The following is a 15,061-nucleotide window of genomic DNA, read 5'->3' as shown; positions in this document are numbered from 1 at the left end:
CGTCCCCGCTCGGGACGTCGTCCGGGCGCTGGGGCGTCGGCGCGTTCGGGACGTCGTCCGGGGCTCGGGCGTTCAGACGCGGACCCGCTTGGCGACGTCGTCGGCGGCCCCGGCGTAGACGCGCAGCAGCCGCTCGACGGTCCGGTCCCAGCCGAAGCGGGACGCGTGCTCGATCGCGCCCCTGCCCAGCCGCCGCGACCACCTCGGACGCCGTACGAGGTCGCCGAGCACCCGGGCGTACGCGGCCGGGTCGTGACCGTCCACCAGCACGCCGGAGACGCCGTCCCGCACGGCTGTGCGGAGTCCGCCGACGGCCGCGGCGACCACGGGGGTGCCGCACGCCTGCGCCTCCACCGCCACCAGCCCGAACGTCTCGGCCCGCGAAGGCACGACGAGCACGTTCGCCGCCCGGTACCAGTCGGCGAGCACGGGCTGGGCGCAGGGCGGCTCCAGCCGTACCAGGTGGGCGATCCCGAGAGTGGCGGCCAGGTCGGCCACGCGGCGCGGGTCGGCCCGCCCCGAGCCGCTGGGGCCGCCGACCACGGCCACCACCAGCCGTCCCGCCAGCTCCCTGTCCTCGGCCAGCTCGGCGGCGGCCATCAGCAGCACGTCGGGGGCCTTGAGCGGCTGCACGCGACCGGCGAACAGCAGCACCACGGCGTCCTGCGGTAATCCCAGCCGGTGCCGCGCCACGTCCCTCGGGCCCGGCCGGAACACGGACAGGTCGACGCCCGGGTGGATGGTGCGGACCTTGGCCGGGTCGGCACCGTACAGCGAGACGAGTTGCTCCGCCTCCTGGGCGGTGTTGGCCACCAGCCGGTCGGCGGCGGCCACGACCTCGTCTTCCCCCACGAGCCTGCTCTCCGGCTCGCGCGCGTCGCCCCGGGCCAGCGTCGCGTTCTTGGTCCTGGCCAGCGAGTGCATGGACTGCACCAGCGGCACGCCCCAGCGCCGGCCCACGAGCGCCCCGACCCTGCCGGCCAGCCAGTGGTGCGCGTGCACGACGTCGAACCCGCCGTCCCGCGCCAGCATCCCCTCGGTGAACGCGCCGAGCGTGCCCGGCAGGTCGTTCTTGTCCAGCTCTCTCAGGGGCCCGGCGGCCACCTGCCGTACGAGCACGCCGGGCGCCAGCTCGGCCACCGCCGGTAGGTCCGCCGACACGGCCCTGGTGAAGATCTCCACCTCGACCCCGGCCGCCGCCAGCCGGCGGCCGACCTCGACCATGTAGACGTTCAGCCCTCCGGCGTCGCCGGCGCCCGGCTGGGCGAAGGGTGACGTCAGGACGCTGATGGTCGCGACTCTCCGCAGATCGGCCCGGGGCATGCATCCGACCTCTTCCTGGCGCGAAAGAGCCGAGCCATCCGCGGCAGCAGCACGCCCTCGATGTCGACAACATGGTGCAATATAACGAGATCGTCGCGCAAGATATTGACTTGAGCCTGCCGCGATCACGGCAGGCTCCGCCCTCGGCGGCAACCGGCTCAGGTCTCAGCGCTCAGGGCCGGGCGAGCCACCGGCAGAGCCGTCGGAGTCGCCGGTGGAGCGGCCGTCGGAGTGGCCGGTGGAGAGATCGGAGCGGCCGGTGGGGGCGTCGTGCTGGGGTTCGGCGGCGGACGGATAGAGCGGGATGGTGGTGACGAACCGGGCTCCCCCATCGGAGTCGGCGAGGGTGAGGCTGCCGCGGTGGCGTTCGGCGATCTGGCGGGCGATGGCCAGGCCGAGCCCGGTGCCGCCGGCGTCCTTGGCGCGGGAGTCCGCCAGGCGCACGAACCGCCGGAAGATCTCCTCCCTCTTCTCCTGCGGCACGCCGGGGCCGTCGTCGGAGACCTCGAGCACGGCGTCGTGGCGGTCGCGGGTGAGCCGGACGGTGACGGTGGAGTCGGCATGGCGACCGGCGTTGTCCAGGAGGTTGGCCAGCAGACGCTGCCATTCCAGGACGTCACCGGCGACCAGAACACCGGGTTCGATCCTGGAGACGAGGACAGGGCCCGCGCACATGGCCCGGTGCTTCAGCTCGGCGGTCACCATCTGGCTCAGGTCCACCACGTCGGTGGACCTGCCGACGCCGTCCAGCCTGCTGATGGCGAGCAGGTCGGTGACGATCGCCTGGAGGCGTTCGAGGCCGGCGAGCTGGGTGTCGGCCAGGTGCCGCCAGTCGGCCGGGTCGGGGCTCATCAGCGCCTCCTCCACCTGCAGCCGCATGGCCGCGATGGGGCTGCGCAGGTCGTGGGAGGCGTCGGAGGTGAACTGCCGTTCGCGCTGCATCGCGGCTTCCAGCAGGCGCAGCGTCTGGTTGACGGTGGTGGCGAGCTGCCAGATCTCGTCGTGGTGGGCGGGCACGGGCACCCGGCTGCCGAGGTCGGTCGAGGTGATGCGGTCCAGCGCCGTACGGATGTCCTGGACCGGCCGCAGCGTCCGCCCGACCACGCGTGACGTGCCGAACGCCACGACTCCGACGATCGCGATGCCGACGCCCAGGAGCACGGTCAGGGTGGGGACGCTCACGTACCAGGGGGTGGCGGGGACGACGCCGTAGACAAGGAGGTCGTGCGCGACCGTGGTCCTGGGCATCCAGACGGCGCTGACGATCATGCATCGTCCGGGGAACGCCGGTATCCCGCAGCGGATCATGTCCACACCGCCCGCGCGCCGCGGGGGCGTGAGCAGGGCCAGTCGCGGGCTGCCGAGCAACGGCCGGCTCGCCGCGATCACCTGCCCCGACGGGTCGACCACCTGGACGGCCCACACCCCCTCGACGTCGTCGATCACGGCGGGGATCGGCTGGTGGTCATAGCGGAACGCCACCCGCCAGGTGCCGTGGTAGGCGTTGTTGACCCGGTGTTTCATGTCGCTGGCGTGCAGGAAAGCCAGGCCGAGCAGGATGAGGACCGCGCAGATCAGCGTGACCACCAGAGTCGAGAGCACCGTCATACGGGTCCGGATGGTCCAGTCACGCCGAAGTAGGTCCACAGCTCCTCCGACATCATGCTAGAAATCCGCCGTTACCGGGAAGGACGGCTGTTCCACAAGCCGCACCCATGATTGGGCCCGGAATCCCAGGAGAGCCTCCCGCGCGGACAGATCACGATTTCCCTGGCGAACCCGGACGAAACGGTTCCACCGTCCCCACGGGCGTGGACGAATCGGAGGTCAGGCCCGGCCCGATCGCCCCGCGCCCCGCCGTCCCAGGCCACCGGCGGCCGACAGGATGGAGCCGCCGAGCACGCCCAGACCCGTCACGACCTGGGCCACCAGGTAAGGGGTCAGGTCCACCGGCTGCGCGGCGAACGCCACCAGGGCGGGCGCGCAGCCGAGCAGGGCGAGGTCCACGCCGGTGAACGCCCAGAACAGCGGCCCCATGGGGATCGCACCGCCCGGCGTGTCGATCACGGGCATGGAGTGGTCGACCGGCGAGCGCCTGGCCATCCGCGACGCCGCCGCGGCCAGCGCGGGCCCGCAGGCCGGTCCGAGCAGCCACCACGGCCCGTCAGGGAGGGCGCCCACGGCGCTCATCCCGGCGAGGGCGACGCCCAGCCACACCGCCGCCAGCGACGCGGCCGGCAGGCTGCGCGCGGCCAGCGCGGCGGGCCGTCCCACGGCCAGCAGCCGCAGGAGCGCGGGGTTGTCGCCGTCGCGACGCGTACCGGACGTGACCGACGCGGCCGCCGAGAGCGCGCCCCCCAGCGCCAGCACGGTGGCCACCTGGGGCAGCCCGGCCGCCACGGCGAGGGCGGGCAGCGCGCAGGCGACGGCCAGCACCGCGAACCGGGCCGGACGCCGACCGGCGCGACGGACCTCCTGCCAGGCCAGCGTCCACGCGCCGGTCACCGGCCAGCGCCGCGAGCGCAGCGTACGGCCCCTCCAGTGGTTGTCCTCCGCCGCCCACGTCAGCGCGCCGGGATCGAGCATGGCGGTGGCCTGCGCCACCCTGCCGGTCTTGAGGGAGGCGGCCATGATCTCGCGGGCGGGCACGCGGTCGAAGGCCGCCCAGGCCCGCCGTACCAGGAACGCGGTCACCGTCACCGCGCACCCGGCAGCGGCGGCGGCCAGCCCGGCCGGGGCGCCCGCCAGCGACGTCAGCGCGGAGCGGCCGGGTCCGGCGCCGAGCACGGCCAGCAGGACGGCCGCCACCACGGTGATCGCGATCAGCGCCTGGAACCATCCGTCCCAGGCGGGGTGAGCCTGGCCCAGCACGCCCAGCGCCATGCCGCCCAGCCCCGCGCCGAGGCCCAGGACCAGCGCGGCGGTCAGCCGCAGCGAGGTCTGGTCGGGGGCGCCGAGCACCGACACCAGCGCCACGCCCAGCAGCAGTCCGCCCACGACCGAGACCGCGAGCAGCACCAGCGCCGTCCTGCCCAGCACGGCCCGGCGGGGCAGCGGGGACAGCAGCCGCCAGGACGCGTCGGCGGCCGGCAGCACCACCGGGCCGACGGTCCTGACCAGCGCCAGATAGCCCGCGTACGCCACGGCCACCAGCGCCAGGCCGGAGCCGAGCCGGGCGGGGTCGGCCTCGCGGGCGAGCCCGCCCAGCGCGGACGCGATCGGCTGCCCGCCGATCGCGAGCACCAGCGCCACGCCGAACAGCGTCACGTACCGGTCCTGCCAGCGCCTCAGCACGCCGTCTCCAGGGTGACCAGCCGGGCCCCGCACGCCGTGGCGAGGTCGCGGTCGTGGGTGGCCATGACGACGGTTCCGCCGTCGGCCGCGTACGCGCGCAGGAGGTCGCCCAGGCGAGCGCGGAAGTCGGCGTCCAGGCCGCGCTCCGGCTCGTCGAGCAGCAGCAGGCGGCTCGGCCTGATGAGCGCCATGGCCAGCGACAGCCGCTGCCGCTGCCCGGTGGACAGGGTGAGCGGGTGCTGGTCGGCGCGCCCGTCGAGCGCGAAGGCCGACAGCGCCGCCTGAGCGCTCAGCCGTCCGCCGTCGTGCACCGACAGGGCCATCTCCAGGTGCTCGAGGACGCTCAGCCCCGGGTACCAGGCCGGTTCGTCACCCACCAGGGCCACCTCGCGCCAGAAGCCCGCCGCGTCGACCGGCGGGCCGTCCAGCACGTGGACCCGGCCGGAGGACGGGGTCTGCAGCCCGGCCAGGCAGCGCAGGAGGGTCGACTTGCCCGCTCCGTTCTCCCCGGCGATCGCCACGATCTGGCCGGGTGAGGCGGTCAGCTCCACCCCGTCGAGCACGCGGTGGCCGCCCAGCTCCACCCGGACGTCACGGGCGGCGACGATCTCTGCCTTCATGCTTGGGGAGTTTATGCGCGCCGTCGGCCTGCCACGCGCGGTTGAGGTGGTCGCTGCGGATTCGTCAAGGATCAGCGGTTCTGTGGTGGTCATCCGGCGACGCGGCGGCGGCGGGCGCGCTGGCGGCAGGTCGGACCGCAGTAGCTGGCCGGCCGTCCGGTGGCCCGGACGCGCAGCCGGACGCCGCATTCGAGGCAGTGCCGCACGGTGTGCGCGGCTGTTTCGTGACGCTGAAGGGCGGAGGTGTCGCGAAACGCCTCGGGTTTCGTGACGGCGGGCGGGCGCAGCCCGTCCAGCAGCAGCCGTACGAGCCGCGTCCCGCGTTCCCTGTCCCGGTGGGCCGAGCGCAGCGCGGCGGCGCCGACGCTCAGCGCGGTCAGGTCGTCCACCCGCACGTCGGCGCGGATCGCGCCGGCCTGCTTCGCGTTGCGCAGCAGGCGGACGAGCGCCTCGTGGAAGCGCTGTGAGGCGGCGGACAGCAGGGCGCGCGGCCAGCTCGTGTCGGCGGTGAGCGCGTCGCAGAGGTGCGCGCGACCGGCCGACTGCTCGATCACCTCCATCAGGAACCCGAACAGCGCGTCACCGGGCGTGGCTCGGGCGGCCCACCGGTCGGCGGCGGCCACGAATCCCGTGACCTGCTCGGCGAGCACCGCCTCGACCAGGACCTCCTTGCTCGGGAAGTGCCGGTAGACGGTGCCCGCGCCGACCCCGGCCCGCTGCGCGATCCGGCCGAGCGACACCTCGTACCCCTCCTCGGCGAACACCCGCATCGCGGTGCGCAGCACGTTCTCCCGGTTGCGGCGGGCGTCGGCCCGCCCGGCGAGTGCCGGGCCCGGCGCCGGTGCTGCTGTCATGTCACGTAATCCTTGTCCGTGGCGTGGAAGGGGGTGGAGCATTCCGGATTGTCAGAGTATCCACCGCCCCGTCTCCACCGTCCATGGAAAGGACACCATGACCACCGTGACCCCGCCCGACTCCGGCTCCCCCATCCTCGTCACCGGCGCCACCGGCAAGCAGGGCGGCGCCACCGCCCGGCGGCTGCTGGCGGCCGGCCGGCCGGTGCGCGCCCTGGTGCGCGACCCCGCCGCGCCCGCCGCCGCCGCGCTGGCCGCCGCGGGCGCTCAGCTCGTACGCGGCGACTTCGACGACCCAGCGAGCCTGCGGCCCGCGCTGGACGGCGTCGGCGGGCTGTTCGGCGTGCCGCCGGTGACCTTCGGACCGGCCGGACTGGAAACGGAGGTCGAAGCGGTGCGCGGCCGGGCGCTGATCGACGCGGCGGCCGCGGCCGGCGTCGAGCAGGTCGTCTTCAGCACCATCGCCACGACCGCGACGGCGGCACCGGGTTCGGCGGGGAAGGCGCTGATCGAGCGGTACCTGCACGATCGCATCGCGCTGCCCACCGTGCTGCGCCCGGTCCGGTTCATGACCAACTACTTCGCCCCCGGCGTGGCGGGCATCGACGGCCTCCACGGCGGCGTGCACCGGCACATGTTCCCGCCGCACGAGCCGATGCAGATCATCGCGCTGGAGGACATCGCCGAGTTCGCCGCGCTCGCGTTCGCCGAGCCGTCCCGGTTCGCCGGGCGGACCCTGGAACTGGCCGGTGACGAACCCACCCCGGTCGAGGCCGCCGCCGCGATCGCCGAGGCCACCGGCCTCCCGATCCGGTACGAGCACCTCACCGACGCCCAGGCCACCGCGATCCACCCGGAGATCGCCACGGTCAGGAAGCGCTGGCTCGCCGGTGAGCGGTGGCACGCCGACGTCGAAGCGCTGCGCGTCATCCATCCGGGGATGCGCACCCTCTCCGCCTGGCTCGCCGAGTCCGGCGCCGCCGCGATCCGCGCCCACCTCGCCCAGCCCTGACCGATCCCGCACCGTGCTGGTCAGGAAGGCCGCCTCCGTAGGATGATCCCCGTATGTCCTCCTCGGTGTCCCGCTCGCTGGCGGGCTTGGCCCTGGCCGTCCTGGTGACCGGCTGCGCCGATCCGGCGGCCGACCGGGTGTCGCTCGCCAGTGCGGCGCAGCCGTCGTCCACGCTGGTCCCGGGGTTGCCCTCGCACCTGACGACGACCCCTCCCACCCTGCGCCCGTTACCGGCGGCGACCTCCCTGACCGATCCCACGGCCACCGGAACGCCCCTGGCGGCGACGGGCGAGCCGCGTTTCCTCGTCTCGGCGCGGGGTCCGCTCACCCGCTTCGCCGACCGCTCCAAGACCGCCGTCTTCACGCCGGTGCCACCCGCCGTGCACGACGCGGAGACCGGGGCGTTCGTCGCGAACATCCCACTGCCGCCCGGCGTCACCAGTTCCTGGCACCTCGTGGCCGCCGCCCGCGACAACCGCACGTTCGCCGTCGCGGGCTGGACCGAGCCGAAGGACCCGGCCATCCGCTTCTTCCTGGTACGCCTCGGCGAGGACGGGCGGCCGGGGAAGCCTGTGGCCGTCCCGCAGACCGAGCCCGACGACTTCCCGGTGGTCCACGACCTCGCTCTCAGCGCCGACGGCACCCGCCTGGCCTACGCCACGCCGCTCATCGGAGGCGGCGCCAAGATCTCCCTGCTCGACGTCGCCACCGGCCGCCGCCTGGACTGGACGACGATGTCGCACTCGCTCGTCCATGGCCTGTCCTGGGCCCCGGACGGCCGTTCGCTCGCCTACGTGCTGGGGGGCCGGACCGTCGCCGTACTCGACCTCGCCCGCCTGGGCGCGGGGGCGGGCGGCGAGGCGTCCAGGATCGTCAAGGAGGTCGCGGGCACCATGCCGATCGAGTCGGTCGCCCACACCCCCGACGGCAACGCGCTGGTCTACGCGTCCGGGCACACCGTCGAACGCGTCCCCGTGGCGGGCGGGCCGTCACAGGTCCTGGCCCGGCCGAAGCCGCCGCCCCGCGCCTCGCTGAGCCTGCGCTTCAGCGTCGACGGGACCGGCCGCCACCTGGTGTACGCGCACGACTGGCGCGCCTACCGGGTCGACCTGACCGACGGCGCGGTCACCTCGATGCCGATCACAGCCGCCGAACGCCCGAACGAGGGCAACTCACCGCGCGTCGCCTGGTGACCGCCCGGCGCGCGTCCGGATTGGCCAGGCTTTGCCTCCCGCCGAGGGTCCCGTGGGCCGCCCCTCGCTAGGGTGAGGGTGCGGGGGTGTCCCGGCGCTCCTCGGGAGCCCCGGTCGATGCTCCGTCAGCCCACCTCATCCGGGGTGTTCGTCTACATCACGGGGTGATCCTGATGTTCGGACGTCTACTCGTCGCGGCAGCCCTGGTGGCAGGCCCGATCACCGGTTCTGCCGCACTCGCCGCCCAGTCCTCCGGCGCGGCCGTGCCGCCGGGCACGCTCACCGCCCAGGCCCCGCCCGCGGCGGCGACGCCACCGCCCTTCCCGGTCCCGGTCCCTCCGGCGCCGCTCCCTCCGGGGGTCCCGGACCTGGCATAATTCCACCTCAATTGCAGTTGCCGATTCTGTGGCCCCGGACCAGCCCTGATATCCGCACGGATATGAAGGAATGATCCATAGCGATATTGGACACGTCGTCCAGGTTCTGCTCTGCTCTTCCGCATGACGAAACAACTCCTCCCCCGGCTGGGAGTCGCCACCTTGACCGCTTCCGTGCTGCTGGGCGTCCCCGCCCAGGCGGCGACGGCCGAGACGAGCGCCTCCGGCGTCACCGCCAGGAACGGCGTCAGCGCCGCGTCCGACCTGGAGCAGACGCTGCAGGAGCTCGAGAAGTCCTACAACGGGCGCATCGGCGCGGTGGGCATCGACCTGGGCACCGGCAAGACGGTCAGCTATCGGGCTGACGAGCGGTTCCCGTTCAACTCCATGTTCAAGGTGTTCGCGTGCGCGGCGGTGCTGCAGAAGGCGCGCAAGAGCGATCCCGGGCTGATGGACCGGGTGATCCGCTGGAAGCCCGCCGACGTGGCCGAGCTGACCTCGAACTCCCCGGAGACCACCGAGTACACCGACACCGGCATGACCCCCGCGCAGTTGTGCCGAGCCGGGGTCACCAAGTCCGACGGCTTCGCGGGCAACACGCTGCTGAAGCAGATCGGCGGGCCGCGCGGGCTGACCGAGTTCTTCCGCGCCACCGGTGACCGGACGAGCCGCCTCGACCGGGCGGAGCCCACGCTGACCGAGTGGCAGCCCGGTGAGGAGCGCGACACCAGCACCCCCGCGGCGGCCGCGCAGACCTTCATCAAGCTCACCACCGGCAAGATCCTCGACACCCGCGACCAGGCCCGGCTGGTCGGCTGGCTGAAGGCCAGCCAGACCGGCGCCACCCGGATCAAGGCCGGGCTGCCCAAGGACTGGACGATCGGCAACAAGACCGGCACCGGCGGTGCGAGCAACCACGGCACCGCCAACGACCTGGCGATCGTCTGGACGCCCGGCGCCAAGGCGCCGATCGTCCTGTCGGTGTTCACCAACCGCAACGTCGACAACACCCCGAACGACGACAAGGTGATCGCCTCCACCGCGACCGCGCTGGCCAAGGCCCTCGGCAGGCTGTGACCGTCTGACGCCGGGCAGCGCTCCAGCGGGTCAGCGGGCGAGCCAGCCGCCGTCGACGCACAGCACGTGGCCGCACACGTAGTCGGACGCCGGAGCCGCGAGGAAGACGGCCGCGCCCACCAGGTCGGCGGGCGTCCCCCAGCGGCCGGCCGGGATGCGGTCCCTGATCTGCGGCTCGCGTACCGGGTCGGCCCGCAGCGCGGTCGTGTTGTTGGTGGCGACGTACCCAGGGGCGATGGCGTTGACCTGGATCCCGTCGCGGGACCACTCGTTGGCCAGCGCCCTGGTCATGCCCACCAGCGCGTGTTTGCTGGCCGAGTACCCCACGACGTTGACGCCGCCCTGGAAGGACAGCAGCGACGCGATCGAGATGATCTTTCCGGAGCGGCGGTCCAGCATGCGCCGCCCCGCGGCCTGGGTGATGGCGAACACGGCGTCCAGGTTGGTGGTCAGGACCGCGTCCCAGTCCTCCTCCGCCATGTCGGCGGCGGGTGAGCGGCGGATGATCCCGGCGTTGTTGACCAGGATGTCCACGCGGGTCCCGTCGAGCAGGCCGTCGAGGTCGGCGGCGAGCCCGTCCGTCCGCGAGAGGTCGCGGATCCAGCGCCGCGCGGAGCGGCCGTGGGCCTCGACCGCCGCCTGCGTCTCGTCCAGGTCGTCGTGGTGACCGTGGAGCACCAGGTCGGCTCCCGCCTCGGCCAGGCCGATCGCGACGGCCTGGCCGATGCCGGTACGCGACCCCGTGACGAGCGCCGTCCGCCCGGTCAGGTCGAACAGGGCGCTCATCGCAGCTCCGCGATCGGGTACGGCTCGACGTCGGCGTAGTCGGTGTTCTCCCCGCCCATGGCCCACACGAAGGCGTAGGCCCCGGTGCCGAACCCGCAGTGGACGGACCAGCTCGGCGAGATCACCGCCTGCCGGTCGGCCACGATGAGGTTGCGGGTCTGGTCGGGGCGGCCCATCAGGTGCACCACCCGGTCGTCGGGGTCGAGGCCGAAGTACAGGTAGACCTCCGTACGCCGGCCGTGGACGTGCGCGGGCATGGTGTTCCACATGCTGCCGTCGGCCAGCTCCGTGATGCCGAGCACGAGCTGGCAGCTCTGGATGCCCTCGGCGTGGATGAACTTGTAGATGGTGCGCTCGTTGGAGCTGCGCTGCGCGCCCAGGCTGATCGGGGTGGCCTCGGCCAGCGTGCCCTTGCGGGTCGGGTACGTGGCGTGCGCCGGGGTGGACACGAGGTAGAAGGCGGCCCCGCCGGACCCGGCGAAGGACACCTCGCGGCTGCCCCGGCCGACGTAGAGGACCTCCTTGACCCCCAGCTCGTGATCGGCGCCGTCGACGGTGACCGTGCCCGGCTCGGTGCCGACGTTGACCACGCCCAGCTCCCGCCGGTCGAGGAAGTGGTCGGCGGCCAGCGGCTCGGCCGTCTCCAGCCGTACGGGGGCGCCCGACGGCCGTACGCCGCCGACGACGATGCGGTCCTCGTGGCTGTACACCATGGTGATGCCGCCGTTCCCTCCCCCGAAGAGGTCCTCCACGAGGAAGCGCGCGCGGAGCGCGTCGGTGTCGAACCCCGGGATCTGGCCGGGGTCGGTGGCGTGCCTGGTCTTCATGTGGTCTCCTGGAGTGCTGCCGCGTACGCCTGCAGGGCCAGGCCCTGGCCCCACGGCTGGATCAGGTCGGTGCGGATGACCGAGTAGCCGAACGGAATGAGCTGCAGGACCGTCCCCGCGCTGGTCCGGGTGAGCGTGCCGTCGCCCGCGACGTACGGGTGGATCCCGGCCAGCGCCCGCCACCCGGCCGGGCGGAGCCGTTCCTGGTCGATGCCGAGGCGGGCCGCGCGGAGCATCGCGGCGGCGATCCCGGCGGCGGCCGAGGTCTCGAGGATGCCGCGGTTCTCCGGCTGCCCGTCCACCAGCACATCCCACACGCCGTGCGGGGGCTGGTGCTCGGCAAGGGCGCGGAGCTGGCGGCGCAGCACGTCGCGCACCTGCGCGGACCTGGCCCCACCGGCCTCGAGGTACTCGACCGACGCCAGCGCGGTCCAGGCGTTGGCCCGGCCCCAGAAGTTCCAGATCGTCCGGCCCTCGTGGGAGCCGTGCGCGTACAGCCCGGTCTCCGGGTGCTGGAGGACGTCGGCGTGGGCGAGGATCTGCTCCCCCGCCTCCTCGATCAGCTCGGGCCGGCCGGCGCGCAGCCCGTAGTGGATGAGGAACGTGCCGCCCATGTAGACGGTGTCGGCCCAGACGCCGCCTGGCCAGTGCTCGATGGCGCCGCCGGGCGCGCGGGTGACGGCCTCGTCCTCGCGCAGCCAGCGCAGCATGCGCTCGCACGCGTCGGCGTAGCGGCGCTCGCCGGTCTCGCCGTAGAGGTCGGCGCAGACGGCTCCGGGGGCCAGGTTGTTGACGTGGCCCAGCTCGATGCCGTCGCGCAGGTGGGCGTCGACGAACTCGGTGACGTACGGGTGCCGGGGCGTCAGCCGCATCATGCCCTGCAGGACGACGCCCTCGCCCCAGAACCAGTGCGTGAGGCCCATGGCCACGGCCCGGTCGGCGATCCGCCGCGCGGTCCCGGCGAGCACGTCAGGGGTGAGGTCGGCCGGGTCGGCGGGCGGGAGCGGCGGCTCCGCGCCCTTCGCCTGGCTGGTGTCCAGGCCCTGTCCCCGGCTCTGGAGCCCGGTGCGTGGGCCGGTCGGCTCGTTCACGCGTCGCGGCCCTGCTGGAGGTGGATCTCGTGCGACCCGATGGACAGCGTACGCGCGCCGAACTCCAGCCGCGCGTACGGGTTGTCGAGCTGGGGAGGGCGGGCGATCGTCCCGTCGGGGGCGAGGTCGGCCGGGCGTCCGCCCACGGTGAAGGGGCCGTTCCAGGTCAGGTTCAGCTCGGCGCCCCCTGGCGGGGTGAAGGAGACCCCGTCGCGGGCGAAGCGCGGCTCGGTCAGGGACGCGACGAAGCCCGCGAAGTCCCCGCCGCCCCCGACGGTGCAGACCCAGGCCGTGCCCGGTCCGAGCGGCCGCAGCTCCTGCCAGGCGTCGGGCCCGGTGGTCAGCGGCTCCGCCCCGCCCTCTGTGGCGAGGGCGACGTAGCCGTCACCCCTGCGGCCGACGGTCCACACGCCCGCCCGCGTCCACTCGTCGAACTCGGCGACGGGGAACCAGGCGTGCGTGTAGCCCATGACGTCGTCGCCGGGGATCCGGTACAGCGCCAGCACCGTGCCCTCGTGCTGGCGGGCCCGGGGCAGGATCCGGTTGCCCGCCCACGCGTTGGGCCGGGCCGAGGGCGAGGCGGAGGAATTGGGGGCGTGCGTGACGAACACCTGCGTCTCGGGGCCCAGGGTGGCGCCCCAGATGTGCTCCTGGAGGCCGGGCAGCCCTGGACGGTAGTCGTTGACGCACGAGAGCAGCACGTGCGGGGTCTTGAACACCGACACGTCGGACGCGTACGGCCTGCTCAGCAGGTCGTACGCGAACCGGTACTCCCCCCGGTAGCTCTGCGTGCCCCACCACCGCTCCGGCAGGTCGTTCGCGGCCCGGCGGATCACCTCGGGCATCCGGTAGCGGCGCGCGGTCGCGATCGCCGTCGCGGGCAGCACGGCGTCGTTGAGCGCGCCGGTGCCGAAGCACAGCCACATGATCGGCGCGGTCTCCTCCAGCCGGGACGAGCGCAGCGTCGACACGTACGACCGGCCGTGGGCGCAGCCGTGGATGCCGCGCCAGGAGTTGGCCGCCAGGCTGAACAGCACCCGGTCCGCGACTCCCGCCGCCAGCGCCCTGACCTCGTCGTCCTCGTCATCCTCGGCGAACTCGACCAGCGACACCAGCGCGAGCAGGTCGATCGCGAGATAGGCGTTGGAGTCGAACTCGCTGAACCCGCCGGCGAGCTTGCGCCGCATCCACTCGACCGCCATGCGCCGCCCGTGCGCGGCGTGCCGCGCGCCCGTCCAGCCGGTGTTGGAGAAGGTCTCCTCGCTCAGCGCCGTGCCCCACAGCAGCTCCGCCGTGTGCCAGACGAGCTGGTGGTTCTCGGTGAAGTAGCACATCGCGTCCAGGCCGGGCTGGTCGATCCAGTACTTGAAGCCGAGCATCGACGCGCGGACCCGCTCGCGCAGGCCCGGCTCCCAGGCCGCGGCGCGGTGCCAGAGGTGGGCCAGCCCGACCGCCTCGAAGTCGGCGCAGTCGGCCCGGTTGCCGATCATCCACAGGGCGCGTTCGAGGCCGGTGACGACGTACGACGGGTCCTCGGTGGCGCGTACCAGTTCGGCGGCCGAGGTGCCGGCCATGCCCGCGGCGTGGCGCAGGAACTCGGCCCGCCAGGTGGCGGGATCGCCGTGCGGGGCGGAGCGGTACTCGGGGGGCAGGACGGCGACGGGGAACTCCCTGAACACCGGCGAGCCGTCGACGGAGACGCGCAGCACGGTCTCGCCGGTCGACAGCATGGAGGCGTTCCCGACCTCCTGGCCGCCCCCAGCCTGGTCGAGGCGCTGGTCGAGGCGGAGGGTCGCCCGTCCGCCCGTGAGCCGGACGAGCCGCTCCCGCTCGGCCCAGCGCACGCGCAGGGCGACGCCGTCCGGGCCGGTGATCGGCACCGTGCCGTCGGTGGTGCCCCAGCGGGTGACGCCCACAGCCTCCAGGAGGCGTTCCGCGACGGCCGCGGTGTCCTCGCGCGCGCCGGGGCCGGGCACGACGACGCGGACGGGCAGCCCGTCCACGCGCAGCCGCAGCACCTGGCGGCACTCGCGGAAGGCCACCTGCCAGGAGGCGACGACCACCGTCGAGGTGCCGGAGGGCAGCCACACCCGCCGGGCGCGCTCGGCGGGCTCCATGTAGGTGAAGCCGTCGGACTCGTCCACCAGTTCGCCGTTGACGAACAGCAGCGTCGGGCCGGTGGACGCGAGCCGCAGCGTCCGCCATTCGGCCTGGTCGACCTCCAGGACGGTGGCGGCGAGCGCGACCCGGTACTCCGGGGTGAAGCAGAACTCGCTCCAGTCCACCAGGCCGTCGGCGCCGGTGTGCACCCGGCGCCACTCGCCCGCGTGCTCCAGGTAGCGGATCGGGCCGCCCTCGGCGATCGGCCCGGCGACCGGCTCGCGCGGCAGCGGCCGGTGCCGGTACAGCTCCTCCTTGAACGGGGTCACGTCGGGCCCGTTCGTCAGCCGCCAGCGGCCCCGATCCCCCCACGGGTCGCCGTCGGCCCGCAGGTGCTTGCCCAGGTCGTCAGCCGGTTCCCGCCAGGCGGGGCTGACCAGCCAGTCGAGGATCGTGCCGCGACGGTCGAGCGCGTGTACGGTCCGTTCTTCCATGTCCTCGAACCCT

At 73.8% G+C, this 15,061-nt stretch carries 13 protein-coding genes; 4 read left to right on the top strand and 9 right to left on the bottom strand.

What is annotated here, in order from left to right:
- Positions 1–72 precede the first annotated feature (72 nt).
- The 5 genes from mshA to ACZ6S0_RS48245 all read right to left on the bottom strand — a co-directional run bounded on the left by mshA (position 73) and on the right by ACZ6S0_RS48245 (position 6,091).
- The gene (mshA, locus tag ACZ6S0_RS48265) at positions 73–1,323 is read right to left on the bottom strand and encodes a D-inositol-3-phosphate glycosyltransferase (RefSeq protein WP_465927031.1); all 1,251 of its coding nucleotides are present in this window, start codon (positions 1,321–1,323) and stop codon (positions 73–75) included.
- Positions 1,324–1,488: 165 nt separating this feature from the next.
- Positions 1,489–2,931, bottom strand: coding sequence for a sensor histidine kinase (locus ACZ6S0_RS48260; RefSeq protein WP_465927029.1), 1,443 nt, complete (start codon positions 2,929–2,931; stop codon positions 1,489–1,491).
- Between the two features lie 219 nt (positions 2,932–3,150).
- A complete protein-coding gene (locus tag ACZ6S0_RS48255; protein WP_465927027.1) occupies positions 3,151–4,617 on the bottom strand; it encodes a DUF6297 family protein in 1,467 nt (488 codons plus the stop codon).
- The gene (gene ccmA / locus ACZ6S0_RS48250) at positions 4,611–5,237 is read right to left on the bottom strand and encodes a heme ABC exporter ATP-binding protein CcmA (protein ID WP_465927025.1); all 627 of its coding nucleotides are present in this window, start codon (positions 5,235–5,237) and stop codon (positions 4,611–4,613) included. The genes ACZ6S0_RS48255 and ccmA overlap by 7 nt, the downstream gene beginning before the upstream one ends.
- Before the next feature lie 89 nt (positions 5,238–5,326).
- Positions 5,327–6,091 (bottom strand): SbtR family transcriptional regulator, encoded by a 765-nt coding sequence (locus ACZ6S0_RS48245; RefSeq protein WP_465927023.1) that lies wholly within the window; start codon positions 6,089–6,091, stop codon positions 5,327–5,329.
- A gap of 97 nt (positions 6,092–6,188) precedes the next feature.
- Here ACZ6S0_RS48245 and ACZ6S0_RS48240 point away from each other — a divergent pair, with 97 nt between their 5' ends.
- The 4 genes from ACZ6S0_RS48240 to bla all read left to right on the top strand — a co-directional run bounded on the left by ACZ6S0_RS48240 (position 6,189) and on the right by bla (position 9,750).
- On the top strand, positions 6,189–7,103 hold the full coding sequence (locus ACZ6S0_RS48240; protein WP_465927021.1) for an NmrA family NAD(P)-binding protein: 915 nt from the start codon (positions 6,189–6,191) through the stop codon (positions 7,101–7,103).
- 53 nt (positions 7,104–7,156) lie between these two features.
- Positions 7,157–8,296 (top strand): WD40 repeat domain-containing protein, encoded by a 1,140-nt coding sequence (locus ACZ6S0_RS48235; RefSeq protein WP_465927019.1) that lies wholly within the window; start codon positions 7,157–7,159, stop codon positions 8,294–8,296.
- 173 nt (positions 8,297–8,469) lie between these two features.
- Positions 8,470–8,673 (top strand): hypothetical protein, encoded by a 204-nt coding sequence (locus ACZ6S0_RS48230; RefSeq protein WP_465927017.1) that lies wholly within the window; start codon positions 8,470–8,472, stop codon positions 8,671–8,673.
- A gap of 123 nt (positions 8,674–8,796) precedes the next feature.
- Positions 8,797–9,750: a class A beta-lactamase gene (gene bla, locus ACZ6S0_RS48225; protein ID WP_465927015.1), complete on the top strand. Its 954-nt coding sequence runs from the start codon at positions 8,797–8,799 to the stop codon at positions 9,748–9,750.
- A gap of 30 nt (positions 9,751–9,780) precedes the next feature.
- On the opposite strand, the gene kduD is transcribed toward bla, so the two are convergent.
- Genes kduD through ACZ6S0_RS48205 form a run of 4 tightly spaced genes read right to left on the bottom strand, consistent with a single transcriptional unit; the run spans position 9,781 to position 15,048 of the window.
- Positions 9,781–10,536: a 2-dehydro-3-deoxy-D-gluconate 5-dehydrogenase KduD gene (gene kduD, locus ACZ6S0_RS48220; protein WP_465927013.1), complete on the bottom strand. Its 756-nt coding sequence runs from the start codon at positions 10,534–10,536 to the stop codon at positions 9,781–9,783.
- Positions 10,533–11,363, bottom strand: coding sequence for a 5-dehydro-4-deoxy-D-glucuronate isomerase (gene kduI, locus ACZ6S0_RS48215; protein WP_465927010.1), 831 nt, complete (start codon positions 11,361–11,363; stop codon positions 10,533–10,535). Before kduI ends, kduD begins: the two co-directional genes overlap by 4 nt.
- Entirely contained in the window at positions 11,360–12,454 is a 1,095-nt protein-coding gene (locus tag ACZ6S0_RS48210; RefSeq protein WP_465927008.1) for a glycoside hydrolase family 88 protein, read from the bottom strand. Before ACZ6S0_RS48210 ends, kduI begins: the two co-directional genes overlap by 4 nt.
- Positions 12,451–15,048: a hypothetical protein gene (locus ACZ6S0_RS48205; RefSeq protein ID WP_465927005.1), complete on the bottom strand. Its 2,598-nt coding sequence runs from the start codon at positions 15,046–15,048 to the stop codon at positions 12,451–12,453. The genes ACZ6S0_RS48210 and ACZ6S0_RS48205 overlap by 4 nt, the downstream gene beginning before the upstream one ends.
- Positions 15,049–15,061 lie beyond the last annotated feature (13 nt).

It is taken from the genome of Nonomuraea sp. NPDC051298 (assembly GCF_055586305.1).
Note: the sequence above shows the minus strand (reverse complement) of the source record. Positions and strands in the feature narration are given on the sequence as shown.

Excerpts from the sequence above, each read along its gene's own strand:
- mshA (WP_465927031.1), bottom strand. The coding sequence starts at position 1,323 with ATGCCCCGGGCCGATCTGCGGAGAGTCGCGACCATCAGCGTCCTGACG.
- ACZ6S0_RS48260 (WP_465927029.1), bottom strand. The coding sequence starts at position 2,931 with ATGACGGTGCTCTCGACTCTGGTGGTCACGCTGATCTGCGCGGTCCTC.
- ccmA (WP_465927025.1), bottom strand. The coding sequence starts at position 5,237 with ATGAAGGCAGAGATCGTCGCCGCCCGTGACGTCCGGGTGGAGCTGGGC.
- ACZ6S0_RS48245 (WP_465927023.1), bottom strand. The coding sequence starts at position 6,091 with ATGACAGCAGCACCGGCGCCGGGCCCGGCACTCGCCGGGCGGGCCGAC.
- ACZ6S0_RS48240 (WP_465927021.1), top strand. The coding sequence starts at position 6,189 with ATGACCACCGTGACCCCGCCCGACTCCGGCTCCCCCATCCTCGTCACC.
- ACZ6S0_RS48235 (WP_465927019.1), top strand. The coding sequence starts at position 7,157 with ATGTCCTCCTCGGTGTCCCGCTCGCTGGCGGGCTTGGCCCTGGCCGTC.
- ACZ6S0_RS48230 (WP_465927017.1), top strand. The coding sequence starts at position 8,470 with ATGTTCGGACGTCTACTCGTCGCGGCAGCCCTGGTGGCAGGCCCGATC.
- bla (WP_465927015.1), top strand. The coding sequence starts at position 8,797 with ATGACGAAACAACTCCTCCCCCGGCTGGGAGTCGCCACCTTGACCGCT.
- kduD (WP_465927013.1), bottom strand. The coding sequence starts at position 10,536 with ATGAGCGCCCTGTTCGACCTGACCGGGCGGACGGCGCTCGTCACGGGG.
- kduI (WP_465927010.1), bottom strand. The coding sequence starts at position 11,363 with ATGAAGACCAGGCACGCCACCGACCCCGGCCAGATCCCGGGGTTCGAC.
- ACZ6S0_RS48205 (WP_465927005.1), bottom strand. The coding sequence starts at position 15,048 with ATGGAAGAACGGACCGTACACGCGCTCGACCGTCGCGGCACGATCCTC.